Here is a 15,198-nt window from a genome sequence, read left to right on the forward strand (position 1 = left end):
GTTCGGCAGGCTCAAGGATTGGAGACGCGTGGCAACCCGCTACGACCGATGCCCGAAGGTCTTCCTGTCAGCCATCGCTCTCGCCGCACTCGTCATTTACTGGCTATGAGTCCTGACCCTAGGGTCAGGACCCATTGATTTCCGCAGTTTGGCGTAATTCACGGCTCGAAAAACGAGCGGTGATATGTCTGATCTTTTCTGGCTGACCGACGCGGAGATGGCGCGTCTTGAGCCCTACTTTCCGAAGTCCCATGGCAAGCCTCGCGTCGATGATAGGCGGGTGCTGAGCGGCATTATCTTTATCAATCGCAATGGCTTGCGGTGGCGCGATGCCCCGGTTGCTTATGGGCCGCACAAGACACTGTACAACCGTTGGAAGCGGTGGAGCGACAAGGGTATCTTCGCCCTGATGATGGCCGGTCTGGCGGCCGAGCACGGTGAAGAAAAGACAGTGATAATCGACGCCACCTACCTGAAGGCTCACAGCACTGCGACCAGTTTGGGCGTCAAAAAGAGGGGCGTGGACGCCTGATAGGCCGCACCAAAGGCGGCATGAACACTAAGTTGCATGCCATCTGCGACAGCCAGGGCCGACCTCTCAACCTCTTCGTCACCGCCGGTCAGGTCAGCGATTACATCGGCGCGCGGGCACTGCTCAGCAGCCTGCCTGATGTCGACTGGCTGCTTGGGGACCGCGGATATGACGCCGACTGGTTCAGGGAAGCGTGGAAAGACAAAGGGATACGTGCCTGCATCCCTGGCCGGAAACAGCGGAACAATGCGGTCAGATACGACAAGCGCCGCTACAAACGCCGAAATCGGATCGAGATCATGTTCGGACGGCTAAAGGATTGGCGGCGTGTGGCGACCCGATACGATAGGTGCCCGAAGGTTTTCCTATCAGCCATCGCCCTGGCCGCACTCGTCATCTACTGGCTATGAGTCCTGACCCTAGATCATAACGCACTTAAGGCTAATGAAGCGCGTTCAAATCCATATGTATCCGATACAGAATGGCGTGAATTTTTTGTCCTGATTTCTGATATGTCCGTCGTCAGGGTTATTGGAACCAATACAGGCCTGAACTGAGTGAGAGTTTGGCTCATCTGGTTAGTTTGATTATGCGACGTGCTGGCGGTGATGCAAGCGGCGCGTTTCGAGCGTCTTTTGTTTGATCCTTTCTCTTTGTTTTAGAATGGCTTTGTCACGCCCGAAGTAGACGTCGGCAGGTGTGACGTTGTTGATTCTCTCGTGATATCGCTGATGATTGTAGTGATCGACGAAGGCTTCAATCTGTGCTTCGAGTGTCTGACGTCAGCGCCTATGGTTCCCAATAGGGGTATTTGCTAAGAGAGTGTTTGTTGCTCATCGTAGCCACCAAGGAGTGGACGATGAGAAAGACAACGAAGAGCCCTGGCGAGAAGATCGTCAAAGACATCAAGAGGGCCACGCGCAAACAGTATTCGGCTGAAGAGAAGATCCGGATTGTTCTGGATGGGTTGCGCGGCGAGGACAGTATTGCTGAGCTGTGCCGTCGTGAGGGAATATCTCAGGGCCTATATTACAAATGGTCCAAAGACTTCATGGAAGCTGGGAAGAAACGGCTTGCCGGTGACACAGCGCGTGCAGCGACAAGCGACGAGGTCAAAAACCTGCGCCGCGAAGCTCATGATCTGAAGGAGGTTGTGGCAGAGCAAACGCTTGAACTTCGGCTGCTCAAAAAAAGCATGGTCGGGGATGGGGGCGACGACGAATGAGATACCCTGCATCTGAGAAGCTGGAGATCATTCGGTTGGTCGAAGAGAGCCATCTTTCGGCACGCCGGACATTGGCCAAGCTGGGTATCCCCCGCACCACATTCTACCGCTGGTATGATCGGTATCTACAGCGCGGCGCGGCTGGTCTGCATGACCAAACTCCCAAACCAAAGCATGTCTGGAACCGGGTGCCCGCCGAAGTGAAGCGCAAGGTCGTGGATCTCGCTCTAAAAGAAACAGAGCTGTCACCGCGCGAACTGGCTGTCACGTTCACCGATCAAGAGCGCTACTTTGTGTCGGAATCTACAGTGTATCGCACGCTAAAGGCGCATGACCTGCTCACCAGCCCTGCTTTCATCGTGCTGAAAGCTGCGAGTGAATTTGAGCATAAGACAACGGCCATCAACCAGCTTTGGCAAACCGATTTTACCTATCTGAAGGTTATGGGTTGGGGCTGGTTCTATCTCAGCACAGTTCTGGACGATTATAGTCGCTACATCATCTCATGGAAACTCTGCACGAACATGCGGGCTGAGGATGTGACAGAAACCCTTGATCTGGCCTTGCAGGCATCTGGCTGTGATCAGGTTCATGTCGTCCACAAACCACGCCTGCTGAGCGACAATGGCTCCGGCGATGTCTCGAGCGATTTGGCTGAATGGCTACAGGACAAGGGTATGAAGCACTCACGCGGTGCGCCATATCATCCTCAGACCCAAGGCAAAATCGAACGATGGCATCAAACCTTGAAGAACCGGATCTTGCTGGAGAACTACTTCCTGCCGGGCGATCTCGAAGCACAGATTGAAGCCTTCGTCGATCACTACAATCATCAGCGATATCACGAGAGCATCAACAACGTCACACCTGCCGACGTCTACTTCGGGCGTGACAAAGCCATTCTAAAACAAAGAGAAAGGATCAAACAAAAGACGCTCGAAACGCGCCGCTTGCATCACCGCCAGCACGTCGCATAATCAAACTAACCAGATGAGCCAAACTCTCACTCAGTTCAGGCCTGTATTGGTTCCAATAACCCTGACGACGGACACCCTAGAAGTAGGAAGGGGTGCTCTAGGCCCTCCCGGTCGGCCCTATCGAGGTAGCTAAACAGCCGGATCATCTCGTCGTCGGTAATGAACCGAGTCTTTCCTTTCTCCGGAAATTTCGGAACGTGACGACACGGATTGGAGCCATCGGGCCGCTCCCCCCAGAGCTCGGCAAGGTTCATCATCTTTCGCAATGCCGAGAGCATGCGATTGGCAGCAACGGGTGTTGACTTCATTCCGGCCATGACCTTCAGCACATCGGCTCTGTCCAGTTCCGGCACTTTGATAATGCCGAGCTTCGGTTTCAGATGACACTTGATGATGCTCTCGTTTCGACTGACGGAACTCGGCTTGTTGTGTTCTTTGCAGTAGTCTTCGATGAAGCGATCGCAGAGTTCGGCAACTGTCAGCGCGCCTCGTAATTCCTTTTTTGCAGCGCTTGGGTCTTTGCCGCGTCTAACGTCAGCGAGCCAGTCTTTTGCGATATCACGCGCCTGCTCGACGGTCAGTTCGCCATACCGACCGATAGACGGCTTGCGACGTATGCCCGCATTGGTGCGGTAGTTCAGCATGAAGACCTTTCGACCTGATGGCAGGACTTTCAGCAGGAACCCCGGTGTGATTGTATCGCGGACCTCATATTCGCGATCTCCTGGCTCGGACTTGTCGACCAGTGTTTTGGTGAGTTTGGCTTTGGCCATGGGCGTTTCCTTTCTGCGGGTTTCCGGGAGCCAAACAGGGGCTTCCAGGAATCCAGCCCCGTCGCACGCCGGGAAAGAAACGGTGGATTGAACCTAGAAAAAGCCTATAGGTTCCAGACCGTTATCGGGCAAAGACAGGTCGCCGGATACGGAAAGGATAGACCATGTGGGCAGGCTTAAAATCCGAGGCTTTCGGGCGTGTGGGTTCGAGTCCCACAGCGGCCACCAACCCGTCTTTTCACCGCGCCCGGGCAGCGGGAAAACGGCAGCCGTCCTTCACGTAAATCCGATATGCGCGCGCACCCGCCAACCTTCATCGCCAAGAGAAAAAAGGGGCATGGCGATCCATCCATGCCCCTTTTTCCTGTCACCTCGGGCGTGCACGCCCTGCCCCGTCAGGCCGCGGCACTTGGGGTCTGCACCGCGCCACCCTCGACCGGCTCCCAGTTCAGATCGCCCACATAGCGCTCGGCCACCTTGCCGTCCGCGTCCATCTGGAAGAGATGCACCCAGCCATTGTCGAGCAGGTCGCGCAGCCCGTCATGCTTGGCGATGATCGCGTTCATCGCCTCAACCGGTGCCTCGACCACGGCGGACAGCCGCAGCGGTTCGTGGATCAGCCGCTCCCCGTCATGGACCGACTGGAACGGCAGACCCGGGCGCAGATCACCACCGGTGCCTTCCAGCACGCCGACCAGTCCGGAGACGTTGTGAAGCACCTTGTTGCCCGCGCCGAACACGCGGTTGTCCATGGAGGAGCCGTAGTATTGCAGGTTGATCCAGCTAGCCACGACCAGGGGCGCGGTCAGGATCAGCTCCAGCACGCCATAGCCGTTTTCGGCATCCGCTTCCCAATCGTAGGAATGCAGGAAGGACCGGCCTTCCAGATCGGTGCCACGGGTCCGGTGACGGGGCGCCGCGATGAAGGCCGCACAGCCCGCGAGCGCCCATTCCGGCCGCACCTGCGACCAGTCCTGCGCCCGCGCCGCGATTGCGGCGTCCAGCGACAGCCCGGCATCCAGCGTCAGCAGGTTCGACCTTTCGGCGCGGGCCAGCGCCCCCGCATCTCTCAGCGCCTTTTGCAGCGACAGGAGATCCTCGCCATGGGTCGGAACGAGGGCGGCGGTGTCGAACAGCGCGACCTCGTCGGTGGTAGTATCGTGCAGCGCGGCGACGAAGACCGTATCTTCGGGCATGTCGATACCGTGCTCGGGCAGTTCGGCGCGCACCTGCGGATCGTTCAGCAGCCGCGCCACCAGACGGGCGTTGGCCTCTCCGGTATGGCCGCCGCAGGCACCGCAATCCAGACCCGCCGCATGCGGGTTGTTCAGCGACTGCCCGCCATGGCCGGCCAGCATCACGATCCGGGCGAAGGGCCCCTTGGCCATGGACATCGCGCCAAGGATCGTGGCCGCCGTCGCGGCCCGATCGGCAGGCGGGATGGCGTCAAGCGCCGGGGCCAGCGTTGCCGCTTCGGCCGCGGTCAGGCCCGCATGCCCCTGCCCCAGGGCCGTAGTGGTGCGCAACGATTGGGCCAGCAGCTTCGGCGCATAGGTCAGGCCAAGCGTCTCCACATAGCCGAAGCTGGCAACTGCGGCCTGCTTGAACCGGGTCCAGACCGATTTGGCCGCGATCCGGCCCTGACGGGTTGTCGCCAGTTCCGCATTCGCCTCGTCCGCCGCTTCGCCCGCCGGGCTCAGCAAGACCGGACAGCGGGCGGTCGCCTCGGCCGCGCCAAGGGGGCGATAGGACAGAGCCGCGCCGAAAAACCCGGCAAATCCGATGGTCTCGACCCCGGGCATGGTGGTTTCAAGGGCCCGGCGGAACACCTCGGAGCGGACATCGATGCAGAACGCGGCCTGAACGGCGGGCCGGTCCTCGGCAGGCGCAGGCGCGCCCTGACCCAGCTCCGCGAAGACGCGCCGCTGCCAGCCCTGTTCATAGGCGATCTGAAGCGCAAGCGCGACACGGTCTCCCGCCCCGGCCTTCGGAGCATCGACATAGGCGGCCTTAGCCGCTTCCCATGTTCCGCGGTTTGCCTTGGGCAGCAGCAGAACCTCCCAGACCAGCCGGACGGTCAGCAGGTCGCGCAGGCTGGTTTCCGTCCCGCCCGCCAGTTCGGCCTGCCAGAGCCTGTAGCGCGCATGCCCGGCCCAGCCGGAGATGGTGTAGAGCAGCCGGGTGAAGTAATCGGCCAGTGCGGCATGGGACAGACCCAGCTCATGGGTGGCCCAGACAAGTGCGTCATCTGCGCTTGCCGGCAGATTGGCGATTGTGGCACGCGCATCGGAGATGCCCATGATCTCGGCGCTCCGGTCAAGTGTCGCCTCGGCTTTCCACGCCTCCCAGAGACCGCCCTCACAGGTCGGTTTCCACGCGGCCTGCCCGCCATCGAAATAGGCGGCCGCGAACCCCGCGATCTGTTGTGTGACGCGCGCGGGCCAGTCCTGCCCGGTCTCCGCCGCCGCCAGATCGGCCATGGTCTGCCAGGTCTCCGGCGCGCCCGGCTCGGGCTGTTCGGCCAGCGTGGCCAACTCCCGGCCATCCCGCGCCACGTCGGGCATTTGGGTCACGGCGTGGTCCAGATCCTCGGGTGCGATCCGGCCGGTGGCGATCGCCTCGGCATACTGGGCCCGCGGCAGGGCCATCTTCCCGCCCGACACTTTGGCAACATAGGCCATCGCGTCATCGATGCCGCGATCGGCGAGGCCAAGGAACGGATTGACCGCGACGAAGCTGCTGAGCGGCCAGATCGGCGCCAGACGACGGCCCGCGATATCGGCGGCCCCGGCAATCGCGTCGGAGGTGAGGTCTGCGGTGATGGGGGTGATCAGGGTCATGTCTTCGGTCTCCAACGGCTCAGGCTTTCAGGTTCGGCGCGAGCGCCCGGTTGAGATAGGTGGTGGCGTAGAAGCCGTTGCGCAGATGAACGGCGAGGCTGTGCCAGCGCCCTTCTGCCAGCGCGCCGGGGGCGCGGATCTGCACCCAGGCCGTCACCGCAAAGAGCGCCAGCATCAGCACCATGATCAGCGCGGTTCCGAACCCGACGGCGCCCGTTTCGGGGACCACGCTGGCCACCAGCATTTCGGTTCCCAACTGCAGGGCGAAGTAGATCGCCGAGAGGCTGAGCGCGGCCAGGGCCGCCCGTGCCACCAGCGGCCCGCGCGCCTGCTGCCCCAGCGACAGGGCCAGAAGATGTGCCAGCCCCAGAACCAGGATCGCGCCGAGCACGACAAGGGCGGGTTTGGTCTCCAAGGTCACGCCGAAGAGCCAGCCCATGCCGATGACCGCAACCGCCGACACGCCGATCGCCAGCCCCATATCGGAGGCCTTGGGCAGTGCCAGCCGATGGCCGAGCTTGGCGCGGGCCTGATCGACGACCGAGCCGGAGCCGAGGAAGGCATGCGCCTTGTAGAGGGAATGGGCGACGATATGCAGAAGTGCGGCGGAAAACGCCCCCAGGCCGCATTGCAGCAGCATGAACCCCATCTGCGCAACCGTCGACCAGGCGAGGCTGACCTTGATCGAGGTCTGCGCCAGCATCACCAGCGAGGCCAGCGCGGCGGTCACCCCGCCGACAATGGCAAGCAGATGCATCGCGGGCACGGCGGCCAGGAACAGATCGGCAAAACGGATCACCAGAAAGCCGCCCGCATTGATGACGCCGGCATGCAGCAGTGCGGAAACAGGCGTGGGCGCATCCATCACCTCGGTCAGCCAGCCATGGGTGGGGAACTGCGCGGATTTCAGAAGTGCGGTGACGGCCAGGAAAACCGCGGCCCATGTGGCCCCCGCCGGGATCTCCCCGGCCTGTATCTGACCGGCGATGACGGCGATTTCTCCGGTGCCGAAGCCGTTGAACAGGATGATGCCCGCCGCGATCAGGAAGACATCCCCGACCCGGGCGAAGAGGAATTTCTTGGTTGCGGCAAGGCGCGCGATGGGCCGGTCGCCATAGAACATCAGCAAGCGGTGGAGCGACAGACTGGTCAGCATCCAGGCCAGGATCAACTGGACAATATTGCCGGACAGAACCAGCAGAGTGACCGCGCCAAGGGTCAGCGACAGCCCGCCCATGAACTGGCCCTGCCTCGGATCCCCGTCCATGTAGTTGCGCGAATAGCGCAGAACGACCCAGCCGATGAAGCTGACCAGCAGCACCATGACCGCCGACAGCGCATCCAGCCGCAGTTGCAGGCCCAGCCCGTTCGCGCCGATCAGCGCGCTGGTCATCGGGCCGTTGAGCATGACCGCCACCGCAACGCATCCGGCAGTGACCAGGGCGACGAGGCTGGCGATATTGGTGACCGCGATGGCCCGCGTGGGGCGCATACCCGGGCCGGTCAGCGCCATGAGCGCAGCCGCGATTAAGGCCAGAGGGGCGAGATAGGCAAGGGCAGTCATCGGCACGGATCCTTGAAATTGCAAGTGTCGGTTCCGGACGGTTTAACGATCTGCAATGGCGATGAAAAATATATTGTTATTACGATAACGTTCTATATTTTAGAACTTATGGCAAAGCTCAACTATACCCATCTGCGCGCCTTCCACGCCGTAGCCCATGAAGGCAACCTGACCCGCGCCGCGGAAAGCCTCGGCGTGGCGCAATCGGCCGTCTCCACCCAGATCAAGACGCTGGAGGATCGGCTGGGCCATGCCCTTTTCGAACGGCGCGGGCGTGCATTGCACCTGACGGAGGCGGGCCGGATCGCGCTCGATTACGCCGATACCGCCTTCGACGCGGGCACCGAGCTGGTGGAAACGCTGGCTGGCCGCGGCACGGCGCGGCAGGTGCTGCGGGTAGGCGCGCTGGCCACGCTGTCGCGAAACTTCCAGCTGTCCTTCCTGCGGCCCCTCCTGGGGCAGCCGGATGTCTCGGTGGTGCTGCGCGCCGGGTCGCTCGGTGAGTTGCTGGCAGAGCTGGAGGCGCTTCGTCTGGATGTGGTCCTGTTGAACGAGGCGCCGCGCCATGACGCGGCGACGCCATGGCGCAGCCACCGGATCGACGACCAGCCCGTGCGGCTGGTGGGCCACCCCCATCGCCTACCGCCGGGCCGCCCGGTGGCGGATATCTTGCGCGACACGCCTCTTGTCCTGCCCGCCGAAGGCAGCACGCTTCGCAGGCAGTTCGACCGGATCTGCGACCGGATCGGCGTGAATCCGGTGATCGCCGCCGAGGCCGATGACATGGCGATGCTGCGCCTGCTGGTCCGGGAGGATACGGGTCTGGCCCTCGTGCCGCCGATCGTGGTTCGGGACGAACTGGAGACGGGACTTCTGGTGGAAGCGGAGCAACTGGAAGACCTGCATGAAGCCTTCTGGGCGATCACGCTGCCACGGCAGTTTCCCAACCCGCTTCTCGCGCGTGTCCTGCAGGACACCCCGCGAACGTGAAAAGCGCGCCCCCCAAGGACGCGCTTTTCAATACAATTGGCAGACCAGATCAGGCAGCTTCGGCCTGGTTCCGACGTTCGCTTTCCTCGCGGCTGAGCGCCACGGATGTCCGCACACCATTGCCGACAAAGGCCATCAGCCCGGAAACGACCCGTTCGTTCGGGTCGATACCCGCACAGGACAGAACCTCGCGCCCGTCGCGGGAGCGGGCCCAACGGGCAATCTGTTCCGGGCCATTGCCATATTTCTTGTCGTCGGCGATTGCGTCATCCAACGCAGCCAGCACAACGGCGGCAAACAGTTTGCGCGACCGTTGACCCTGTTCGAAGTTGAAGGCAGTGCCATCAACGAAATCTCGCATTTCGTCGTCCTTTTTATTGCTCTTGCATTTTCGGCGTGGCGTCTCTTATGCCCGGTTCTTGTGTGATTCTGCGATGCAATAATTGCATATGTGATATGCGCCTTGTGCATCACTCGGCGGAAAACTGCACTGAACTCGGTGTATTGCCACCCCCTAAGCCGCCAGATATAGGTCGCATCAACCAATTCGCAAGGTTCTGCCACGGTTTTGACAAGGTTCAGACGATGCCAAAGATTAACGGAAACGAGATTCGCCCCGGAAACGTGCTTGAACACAACGGCGGGCTTTGGGCCGCGGTGAAGGTCGATCACGTGAAGCCTGGCAAGGGCGGAGCCTTTGCCCAGGTGGAGATGAAAAACCTCCGCAACGGATCCAAGCTGAACGAGCGGTTCCGCTCCGCCGACAAGGTCGAGCGGGTGCGTCTGGAACAGAAGGACCAGCAGTTCCTCTATGAGTCCGACGGGATGCTCGTCTTCATGGATGCCGAGACCTACGAGCAGATCGAGCTGCCGGCGGATCTGCTGGGCGATCGTCGCCCGTTCCTTCAGGATGGAATGACCATCGTCGTGGAGTTCTACGAGGACGAGGCGCTGAACGCGACGGTGCCGCAGAAGGTCACCTGCAAGATCGTGGAGACCGAGCCGGTGGTCAAAGGCCAGACCGCAGCGAACAGTTTCAAGCCCGCAATTCTGGACAATGGCGTGAAAATCATGGTTCCGCCCTTCGTCGGGCAGGACGAGGATATCGTGGTGAACACCGAAACCATGGAATATTCCGAACGCGCCTGACGCGGGGCACGCCCCGAACGCAGACCGCCGCGCAAGCCCGGATCGTCCTGTCAGATAACGCCGGGGCGCCCCCGACCGGCGTTGCGGCAGCCTGCACACAGGGTGTGGCATGGGGGTCGCCGATGGCGGACCCGTCAATCGCCCGCCGCGACGGCGTAGCCCCGGGGCGGAGCCCTTAGTCGCGCCCACCTGTCCAAGGGGAGCCGCCGCGCCGCCGGGTGCCCGTGCGGGGTATCCGGCTCAGATCGCCCAAGGCGCGGCCATCGGCGCCTGGCGGCAGGTTCCGGCGGCGGATCCGGGGAATGCCGCTTGTGCGCGTGATGCGGTACGCCACGTCTTCATGGGGCGGTTTTCCATGGGTGATGGCCCAGTAATCCCGCCCGCCCCGGCGCAGCCAGATCGGCAGGATGAACAGCACGCCAGCCACGAACCCGCCCGCATGCGCCCAATAGGCCACGCCGCCATTCGCGGCATCGATCGACAGCCCGTTGAACAGTTGCAGTGCAAACCACAGGCCCAGCATGAGCCAGGCGGGGATGGTGAATATCTTGAAGATGATCACGATGATCACCAGCACGTCGATCCGCGCACGCGGGAACATCAACAGATACCCGCCCATCACGCCGGCGATTGCGCCGGATGCGCCGACCATCGGGATGGTTGAGCCCGGATCAGCCAGCATCTGCCCGAGTGCCGCCACAAGGCCACAGGCGAGGTAGAATGTCAGAAAGCCGAAATGGCCGAGCAGATCTTCCAGATTATCTCCGAATATCCACAAAAAGAGCATGTTGCCGATCAGATGCATCCAGCCGCCGTGAAGAAACATGGAGGTGATCAGCGTATGGGCCTCCTGCCCGCGCACGACCTCCGCCGGGACAAGCCCCCATTCGGCATAGAACCCCATCAACTGGATCTCGCTGCCGCCGATGGCGGGGAAGTAGCTCAGGAAGATCACGATATTCATCGCGATCAAGGCGTAGGTTACGACAGGGGTCCGGTCGGACGGGTTGTGATCGCGGATCGGAAACATGGGTCAAGACTGGCCCGTTGCCTGCTCAGGTCAAGCCGAAAGCACGCGTCGCGGCAATCTGGCCCCGGGTCACTCCAGCTCTTCCGCGGCAAGCGCCATGCGGATCTCCCGGCGGACCATCTTGCGCACGTTGCGCGTGATCCGCTGGCCCAGAACGCCCTGCAGCTCCTCGCGCACGATCTCGCTGACGATCTCGCGCAGGACCTCTTCGTCGATGGTCATCTCCCGGTCATCGCCGGGAAAGGAGAAGAGACCCGTCTCGTCGCCCAGATCCTCCACATCCTCCAGACCGTCATCGCCCTTGGGGCCATCAAGCTCGGCGTTCAGATTGACCACGCGGTCGCGGGCGGAGCTTCGGCTGAAGAATGGCGGTGTGACCTCGGCGGCGCGGTCGTCCCCCGGCAGATCCGCGGCGGCGATGTCATCAACGCCGTCATCGTCGGGCGGCCCGGCTGCTTCCGCGACCGCGTCAATGGACTCCTCCGCCGGCGCGCCGGCGGCGTGCCCGGCCGGATGGAGGTCCGCCACCGTCTCGGGACGGCTCGCCACTTTCGCGGGGGCGCCCGCGTCGTCGTCCTGCGGCGCCGCGCCGGCCTCAAGGGCGGTCCCGGGCAGATCCGGCTCCGACCCGGCCTCCGGCATATCGGCATCATGCCCGCCCATCTGTATCTCTGCGGTGGTCTCCTCGGGCGTTTCGGCCGGCTCGGCGTCCTCCGCCGCAGGCCCCTCCTCCCGCGCCTGCCGCATGGCGGCCACGTCCAGCGCTGCATCCGCACCGGCTGGATCGGGCCAGTCGATATCGCCCTGATCGGGTTCGAACGGGGCCGGATCATAGCCGGTTTCGGGCTCATCCCCCTGATCGGCGGGCACGGGCTGCTCCGCCATGGCGGCACTCCCGGTCGTCTCCCCATCCGGTTCGGTCAGGCCCGCAACAGTCATCTCCGGCGCCCCGTCCTGGCCCTGAGGCTCGGCCGTGGCCAGACTGTCGGATATCTCCGCGGCGTCATCCTCATCATGGGCATCCGGGTCTTCGGTGCTGGCGGTGATCGGGCGCCACGGGTCATCCGGGTCGGAGACGCGCAAGGCCGGGGTCAGCACCAGCTTGCCGTCAGGCGCGGCGTCCGCCGCCGCCGTGGTGTCGGCTTCGGCATCCGCGCGGGATGGCGCCTCCACCTCCCCCGCGGGGTCGGGATGGTGTTCGGAAACCAGCCGTCGGATCGACGACAGAACATCTTCTATCGCCTCTGATTTCGCCGGATCAGACATGCGCCAAACTCCTCAACTCGCCTCGATTCCCCGCAAAAGCGGATGTTGTTGTAGCCGCAAGGATACAAGCACAGACGATTTGGCACAATGGATAGCTAAATAGCCCTGCAACTTCTTGGGGTTGGTCCCAGCCCGTTCAGTCCCGGCCGATCCGTTCCAGCACCCCGTCGAGCCGCTGCCCCCGCACCGAAACGGACCGGGTGGGGGCATTGCCGAAAGCATTGGAATAGGCCGTAGGGTCATATTGCGGCACATCGAGGTTCAGATGCTCCACCGTCAGCAGACCCACGCTCGCCAGAGCCGCATAGGCGCCCACATAGAGGTCAGCCTGCGCCTCGATCCGGCTGATCCGCGCGTCGAGCAGATCCTGCTCCGCGTCCAGAACATCAAGTGTCGTGCGCGCCCCGAGAGACGCCTCCTCCCTGACCCCGTCGAAGGCCAGTTGCGCCGCGCGGATCTGCTGATCGGAGGCCTGGATCTGCGCGTTCGCGATGCGGAGCCTTGCATAGGCGTTGCCGACGGACTGGACGATCAGGCGGACCTGCTGATGCAACTCCGCCTCTGTCGCGTTCAGGGTTGCGATGGCGCTGCGCTCCAGCGAAAACAGCTGCCCGCCGCGATAGATCGGTTGCGTCAGCGTCAGGCTGAGCGTGTTGGTGACACCATTGGAACGGTCGCCGAAGGCCTCCCCGGTTTCCGCCCTGAGAGACACCGACGGTCCGTAATCCGTCCGCGCGGCGGCCAGTGACAACTCATCGGCGCGCACCTCATGCTGCAGGCCGAGGATCAGGGGATGCTGCTGGCGCGCCAGACGGTCGGCCTCGGCCTCCGTGTCCGGCAGATCCGGCAAGGCACCCGGCCCGATCAGACCCTCCGACGGGCGGCCCACGGCAAGGACGAACAGTTCCTGACTGATCTCAAGCTGACCCCGCGCGGCGGCAAGATTGGATCTTGCGGCGGCAAGTTGGGCCTCGGCCTGGGCCACATCGGTGCGGGTATCCTCGCCGACCTCGAACCGGTCGCGTGCGGCGCGCAATTGCTGTGTCAGGACGCGGACATTGCTTTCGCGCACCTGCACCACCTGAATGTCGCGCCACACATTCATATAGGCCGTGACCGCATCCAGCAGCACCTGCTGCTCCAAATTGATCAGACCCTGACGCGCAGACAGAACCGATTCCCGCGCTGCCTCGACCAGACGCTGGCGGCCACCATTGTCATAGACCAGCAACTCACCGACCAGCGTCAGGCTGTTGACCGTGGTATCGGTCACCGAATTCCAGGTGCTGTTGGCGATGAAGTTCACGATCGGGCGCAGCGCGGATATCTGCTGCGCCACGCCCTCATCCTGCAGCCGCGCCAGAAACCGGCTCTGCTCCAGCAGGTCCGAGTTCTCGTAGGCATCGCCGAGGGCGGCGCGCAGGGTGTCGGCCTTCGCCGCCCCGCTCATTCCGCCGACGGTGAGGGCAATCGCGAGGGCTGCGGCCAGGGTGCTGAATGATCGCGTCATGTATCGTGCCTCATCGCAGGGTTTCGGGGCGTGTGGGGGCCTTTCAGAACTCGAAACTGTGGACGGCCTCGAACCCGGGCAGAACCGGCGCGGTGGCATTGAACGCCATGCGCCAACTGATCCGGCCGCCGTGCTTCAGCCCGATGCGGCACTCGCCGAGCGCGCCATCCATGAAAATCGCCGCGATCCGGCCCCCGTCCTTCAACTGGTCGGCTATCGCCTCGGGCAGGCGTTCGATCGCGCCCTCGATACAGATGACATCATAGGGCCCGTGTTTCGGGCTGCCCTCGCTGAGCGGCGCCTCGATCACGGCGGCGTTGTCCACCCCCTGATCGCCAAGGGTCGTTTCGGCCTCCGACGCCATCGCCGCGTCTTCCTCGACCGCGACCACGGCCTCGGCCATCCGCGCCAGAAGGGCGGTGGAATAGCCAAGCCCCGGCCCCAGATCGAGCACCAGATCCGCAGGCGTGACATCCAGCACATCCAGCAGCTTGGCCTGAATGCGCGGGTCGAGCACGACGCGCCCCGGAGCAAGGTCGACATGGGCGCCGACATAGGCGAGATCACGCTTGCCATCGGGCATATAGGCCTCGCGCGGGACGGAGAGCATCGCATCGATGATCGGGAATTTCGTCACATCCGAGGGGCGCACCTGCGTGTCGACCATGATGGTACGGCGAGACGTGTAGTCGGTCATGAACTGAACCAATAAGTCTAATTTCGGCATCTTTGTGATGGCACATGCGCCCCGGCTTCGCAATAACTATGGCGGAAGCCGCGACCATTGTCCGCCCCCGGCGCGCCCCAAGGATGCCCTTGACGCGGGTCGCGGTCAAATCTAAGCAACATGGGCTTCGGGCGAGTTGGCGGAGTGGTTACGCAGCGGATTGCAAATCCGTGTACACCGGTTCGATTCCGGTACTCGCCTCCACTCATTCTTTTTACGAAAAATCCCCAATGATTCCAATATACCCTATGTTTTCAGGGTCTTGGAGCACAGGTTGCGGGTCGCACTGTGCTACAAATTGTGAGTCATGAGAGCCAAATTCCTCGCCAAACGTGTGAACACTTATCAGCTCTCTCGGCGCATAAGCGCAACGGAGGCGACAACTGGTACGCGCGGCTGACGCTGGAAAACGGCAAGCGCATCGTGAGGAGCACGAAGACGGACGACTTGGAGGAAGCGAAGGAACGCGCCTGGGAGCTATTCCACGTGACTTGCTCCCCTTGGAGTCCGCGTTTATAGGTTAGCTCTGTTCAGGGTTTGGTCCTCTTCTGACCGTTTGTGATACTCCCAAGGGGTGAGCCCGTCGAGGCTCGAGTGTGGGCGGTGATGGTTGTA

The 15,198-nt window shown here is 62.6% G+C and carries 12 protein-coding genes, 1 tRNA gene and 2 pseudogenes; 6 read left to right on the forward strand and 9 right to left on the reverse strand.

The annotated features are described in order from the left end of the window. Together D9R08_RS18645 and D9R08_RS18650 are read left to right on the forward strand one after the other, a co-directional pair. Nucleotides 1–109: pseudogene (locus D9R08_RS18645) on the forward strand (IS5/IS1182 family transposase); the annotation flags it as partial. A 75-nt stretch (nt 110–184) separates the two neighbouring features. Then, a protein-coding gene (locus tag D9R08_RS18650) for an IS5 family transposase (RefSeq protein ID WP_121899632.1) occupies nt 185–942 on the forward strand; the annotation gives its coding sequence in 2 pieces (ribosomal slippage) (nt 185–515 and nt 515–942; 759 coding nt in all). 177 nt (nt 943–1,119) lie between these two features. Here D9R08_RS18650 and D9R08_RS18655 read toward each other — a convergent pair. Further along, nucleotides 1,120–1,305: pseudogene (locus D9R08_RS18655) on the reverse strand (IS3 family transposase); the annotation flags it as partial. A gap of 86 nt (nt 1,306–1,391) precedes the next feature. Here D9R08_RS18655 and D9R08_RS18660 point away from each other — a divergent pair. Then, nucleotides 1,392–2,734, forward strand: a protein-coding gene (locus tag D9R08_RS18660; protein ID WP_121899642.1) for an IS3 family transposase whose coding sequence is annotated in 2 segments (ribosomal slippage) — nt 1,392–1,719 and nt 1,719–2,734 — 1,344 coding nt in all. Because the reading frame shifts where the segments join, the coding sequence is not laid out codon by codon here. 35 nt (nt 2,735–2,769) lie between these two features. Here the strand turns inward: D9R08_RS18660 and D9R08_RS18665 are convergent. From D9R08_RS18665 to D9R08_RS18675, 3 genes are all read right to left on the reverse strand, one after another. Beyond that, nucleotides 2,770–3,507, reverse strand: coding sequence for an integrase arm-type DNA-binding domain-containing protein (locus D9R08_RS18665; RefSeq protein WP_121899633.1), 738 nt, complete (start codon nt 3,505–3,507; stop codon nt 2,770–2,772). Nucleotides 3,508–3,902: 395 nt separating this feature from the next. Next, nucleotides 3,903–6,347 (reverse strand): YbcC family protein, encoded by a 2,445-nt coding sequence (locus D9R08_RS18670; protein ID WP_121899643.1) that lies wholly within the window; start codon nt 6,345–6,347, stop codon nt 3,903–3,905. A gap of 19 nt (nt 6,348–6,366) precedes the next feature. Beyond that, on the reverse strand, nt 6,367–7,911 hold the full coding sequence (locus tag D9R08_RS18675) for an NADH-quinone oxidoreductase subunit L (protein WP_121899634.1): 1,545 nt from the start codon (nt 7,909–7,911) through the stop codon (nt 6,367–6,369). Nucleotides 7,912–8,019: 108 nt separating this feature from the next. Here D9R08_RS18675 and D9R08_RS18680 point away from each other — a divergent pair, with 108 nt between their 5' ends. Then, nucleotides 8,020–8,901, forward strand: coding sequence for a LysR family transcriptional regulator (locus D9R08_RS18680; RefSeq protein WP_121899635.1), 882 nt, complete (start codon nt 8,020–8,022; stop codon nt 8,899–8,901). A gap of 49 nt (nt 8,902–8,950) precedes the next feature. Here the strand turns inward: D9R08_RS18680 and D9R08_RS18685 are convergent, their stop codons facing one another. Then, nucleotides 8,951–9,262, reverse strand: coding sequence for a DUF6280 family protein (locus D9R08_RS18685; RefSeq protein ID WP_121899636.1), 312 nt, complete (start codon nt 9,260–9,262; stop codon nt 8,951–8,953). A 224-nt stretch (nt 9,263–9,486) separates the two neighbouring features. Between D9R08_RS18685 and efp the strand changes: the two genes are divergently transcribed. Continuing rightward, nucleotides 9,487–10,050: an elongation factor P gene (gene efp, locus D9R08_RS18690; RefSeq protein WP_121899637.1), complete on the forward strand. Its 564-nt coding sequence runs from the start codon at nt 9,487–9,489 to the stop codon at nt 10,048–10,050. Between the two features lie 175 nt (nt 10,051–10,225). On the opposite strand, the gene D9R08_RS18695 is transcribed toward efp, so the two are convergent. From D9R08_RS18695 to D9R08_RS18710, 4 genes are all read right to left on the reverse strand, one after another. Next, a complete protein-coding gene (locus D9R08_RS18695; protein WP_121899638.1) occupies nt 10,226–11,080 on the reverse strand; it encodes a rhomboid family intramembrane serine protease in 855 nt (284 codons plus the stop codon). A 69-nt stretch (nt 11,081–11,149) separates the two neighbouring features. Continuing rightward, a complete protein-coding gene (locus tag D9R08_RS18700) occupies nt 11,150–12,346 on the reverse strand; it encodes a prolipoprotein diacylglyceryl transferase (protein ID WP_121899639.1) in 1,197 nt (398 codons plus the stop codon). Nucleotides 12,347–12,482: 136 nt separating this feature from the next. After that, on the reverse strand, nt 12,483–13,856 hold the full coding sequence (locus tag D9R08_RS18705; RefSeq protein WP_158599053.1) for a TolC family outer membrane protein: 1,374 nt from the start codon (nt 13,854–13,856) through the stop codon (nt 12,483–12,485). Nucleotides 13,857–13,899: 43 nt separating this feature from the next. Then, the gene (locus D9R08_RS18710; RefSeq protein ID WP_121899641.1) at nt 13,900–14,553 is read right to left on the reverse strand and encodes a protein-L-isoaspartate O-methyltransferase family protein; all 654 of its coding nucleotides are present in this window, start codon (nt 14,551–14,553) and stop codon (nt 13,900–13,902) included. A gap of 160 nt (nt 14,554–14,713) precedes the next feature. On the opposite strand from D9R08_RS18710, the gene D9R08_RS18715 reads away from it, so the two are divergent. Continuing rightward, nucleotides 14,714–14,787 (forward strand) — tRNA-Cys (locus tag D9R08_RS18715). Nucleotides 14,788–15,198: the final 411 nt, after the last annotated feature.

Origin of the sequence: Rhodophyticola porphyridii (assembly GCF_003688285.1) — a bacterium.
Taxonomy (GTDB): Bacteria; Pseudomonadota; Alphaproteobacteria; order Rhodobacterales; family Rhodobacteraceae; genus Rhodophyticola; species Rhodophyticola porphyridii.

What these genes read in the sequence shown, in the direction of transcription:
- efp (WP_121899637.1), top strand. Translation starts at nt 9,487, where the DNA reads ATGCCAAAGATTAACGGAAACGAGATTCGCCCCGGAAACGTGCTTGAA.
- D9R08_RS18705 (WP_158599053.1), bottom strand. Translation starts at nt 13,856, where the DNA reads ATGACGCGATCATTCAGCACCCTGGCCGCAGCCCTCGCGATTGCCCTC.
- D9R08_RS18695 (WP_121899638.1), bottom strand. Translation starts at nt 11,080, where the DNA reads ATGTTTCCGATCCGCGATCACAACCCGTCCGACCGGACCCCTGTCGTA.
- D9R08_RS18680 (WP_121899635.1), top strand. Translation starts at nt 8,020, where the DNA reads ATGGCAAAGCTCAACTATACCCATCTGCGCGCCTTCCACGCCGTAGCC.
- D9R08_RS18685 (WP_121899636.1), bottom strand. Translation starts at nt 9,262, where the DNA reads ATGCGAGATTTCGTTGATGGCACTGCCTTCAACTTCGAACAGGGTCAA.
- D9R08_RS18675 (WP_121899634.1), bottom strand. Translation starts at nt 7,911, where the DNA reads ATGACTGCCCTTGCCTATCTCGCCCCTCTGGCCTTAATCGCGGCTGCG.
- D9R08_RS18670 (WP_121899643.1), bottom strand. Translation starts at nt 6,347, where the DNA reads ATGACCCTGATCACCCCCATCACCGCAGACCTCACCTCCGACGCGATT.
- D9R08_RS18710 (WP_121899641.1), bottom strand. Translation starts at nt 14,553, where the DNA reads ATGACCGACTACACGTCTCGCCGTACCATCATGGTCGACACGCAGGTG.
- D9R08_RS18665 (WP_121899633.1), bottom strand. Translation starts at nt 3,507, where the DNA reads ATGGCCAAAGCCAAACTCACCAAAACACTGGTCGACAAGTCCGAGCCA.
- D9R08_RS18700 (WP_121899639.1), bottom strand. Translation starts at nt 12,346, where the DNA reads ATGTCTGATCCGGCGAAATCAGAGGCGATAGAAGATGTTCTGTCGTCG.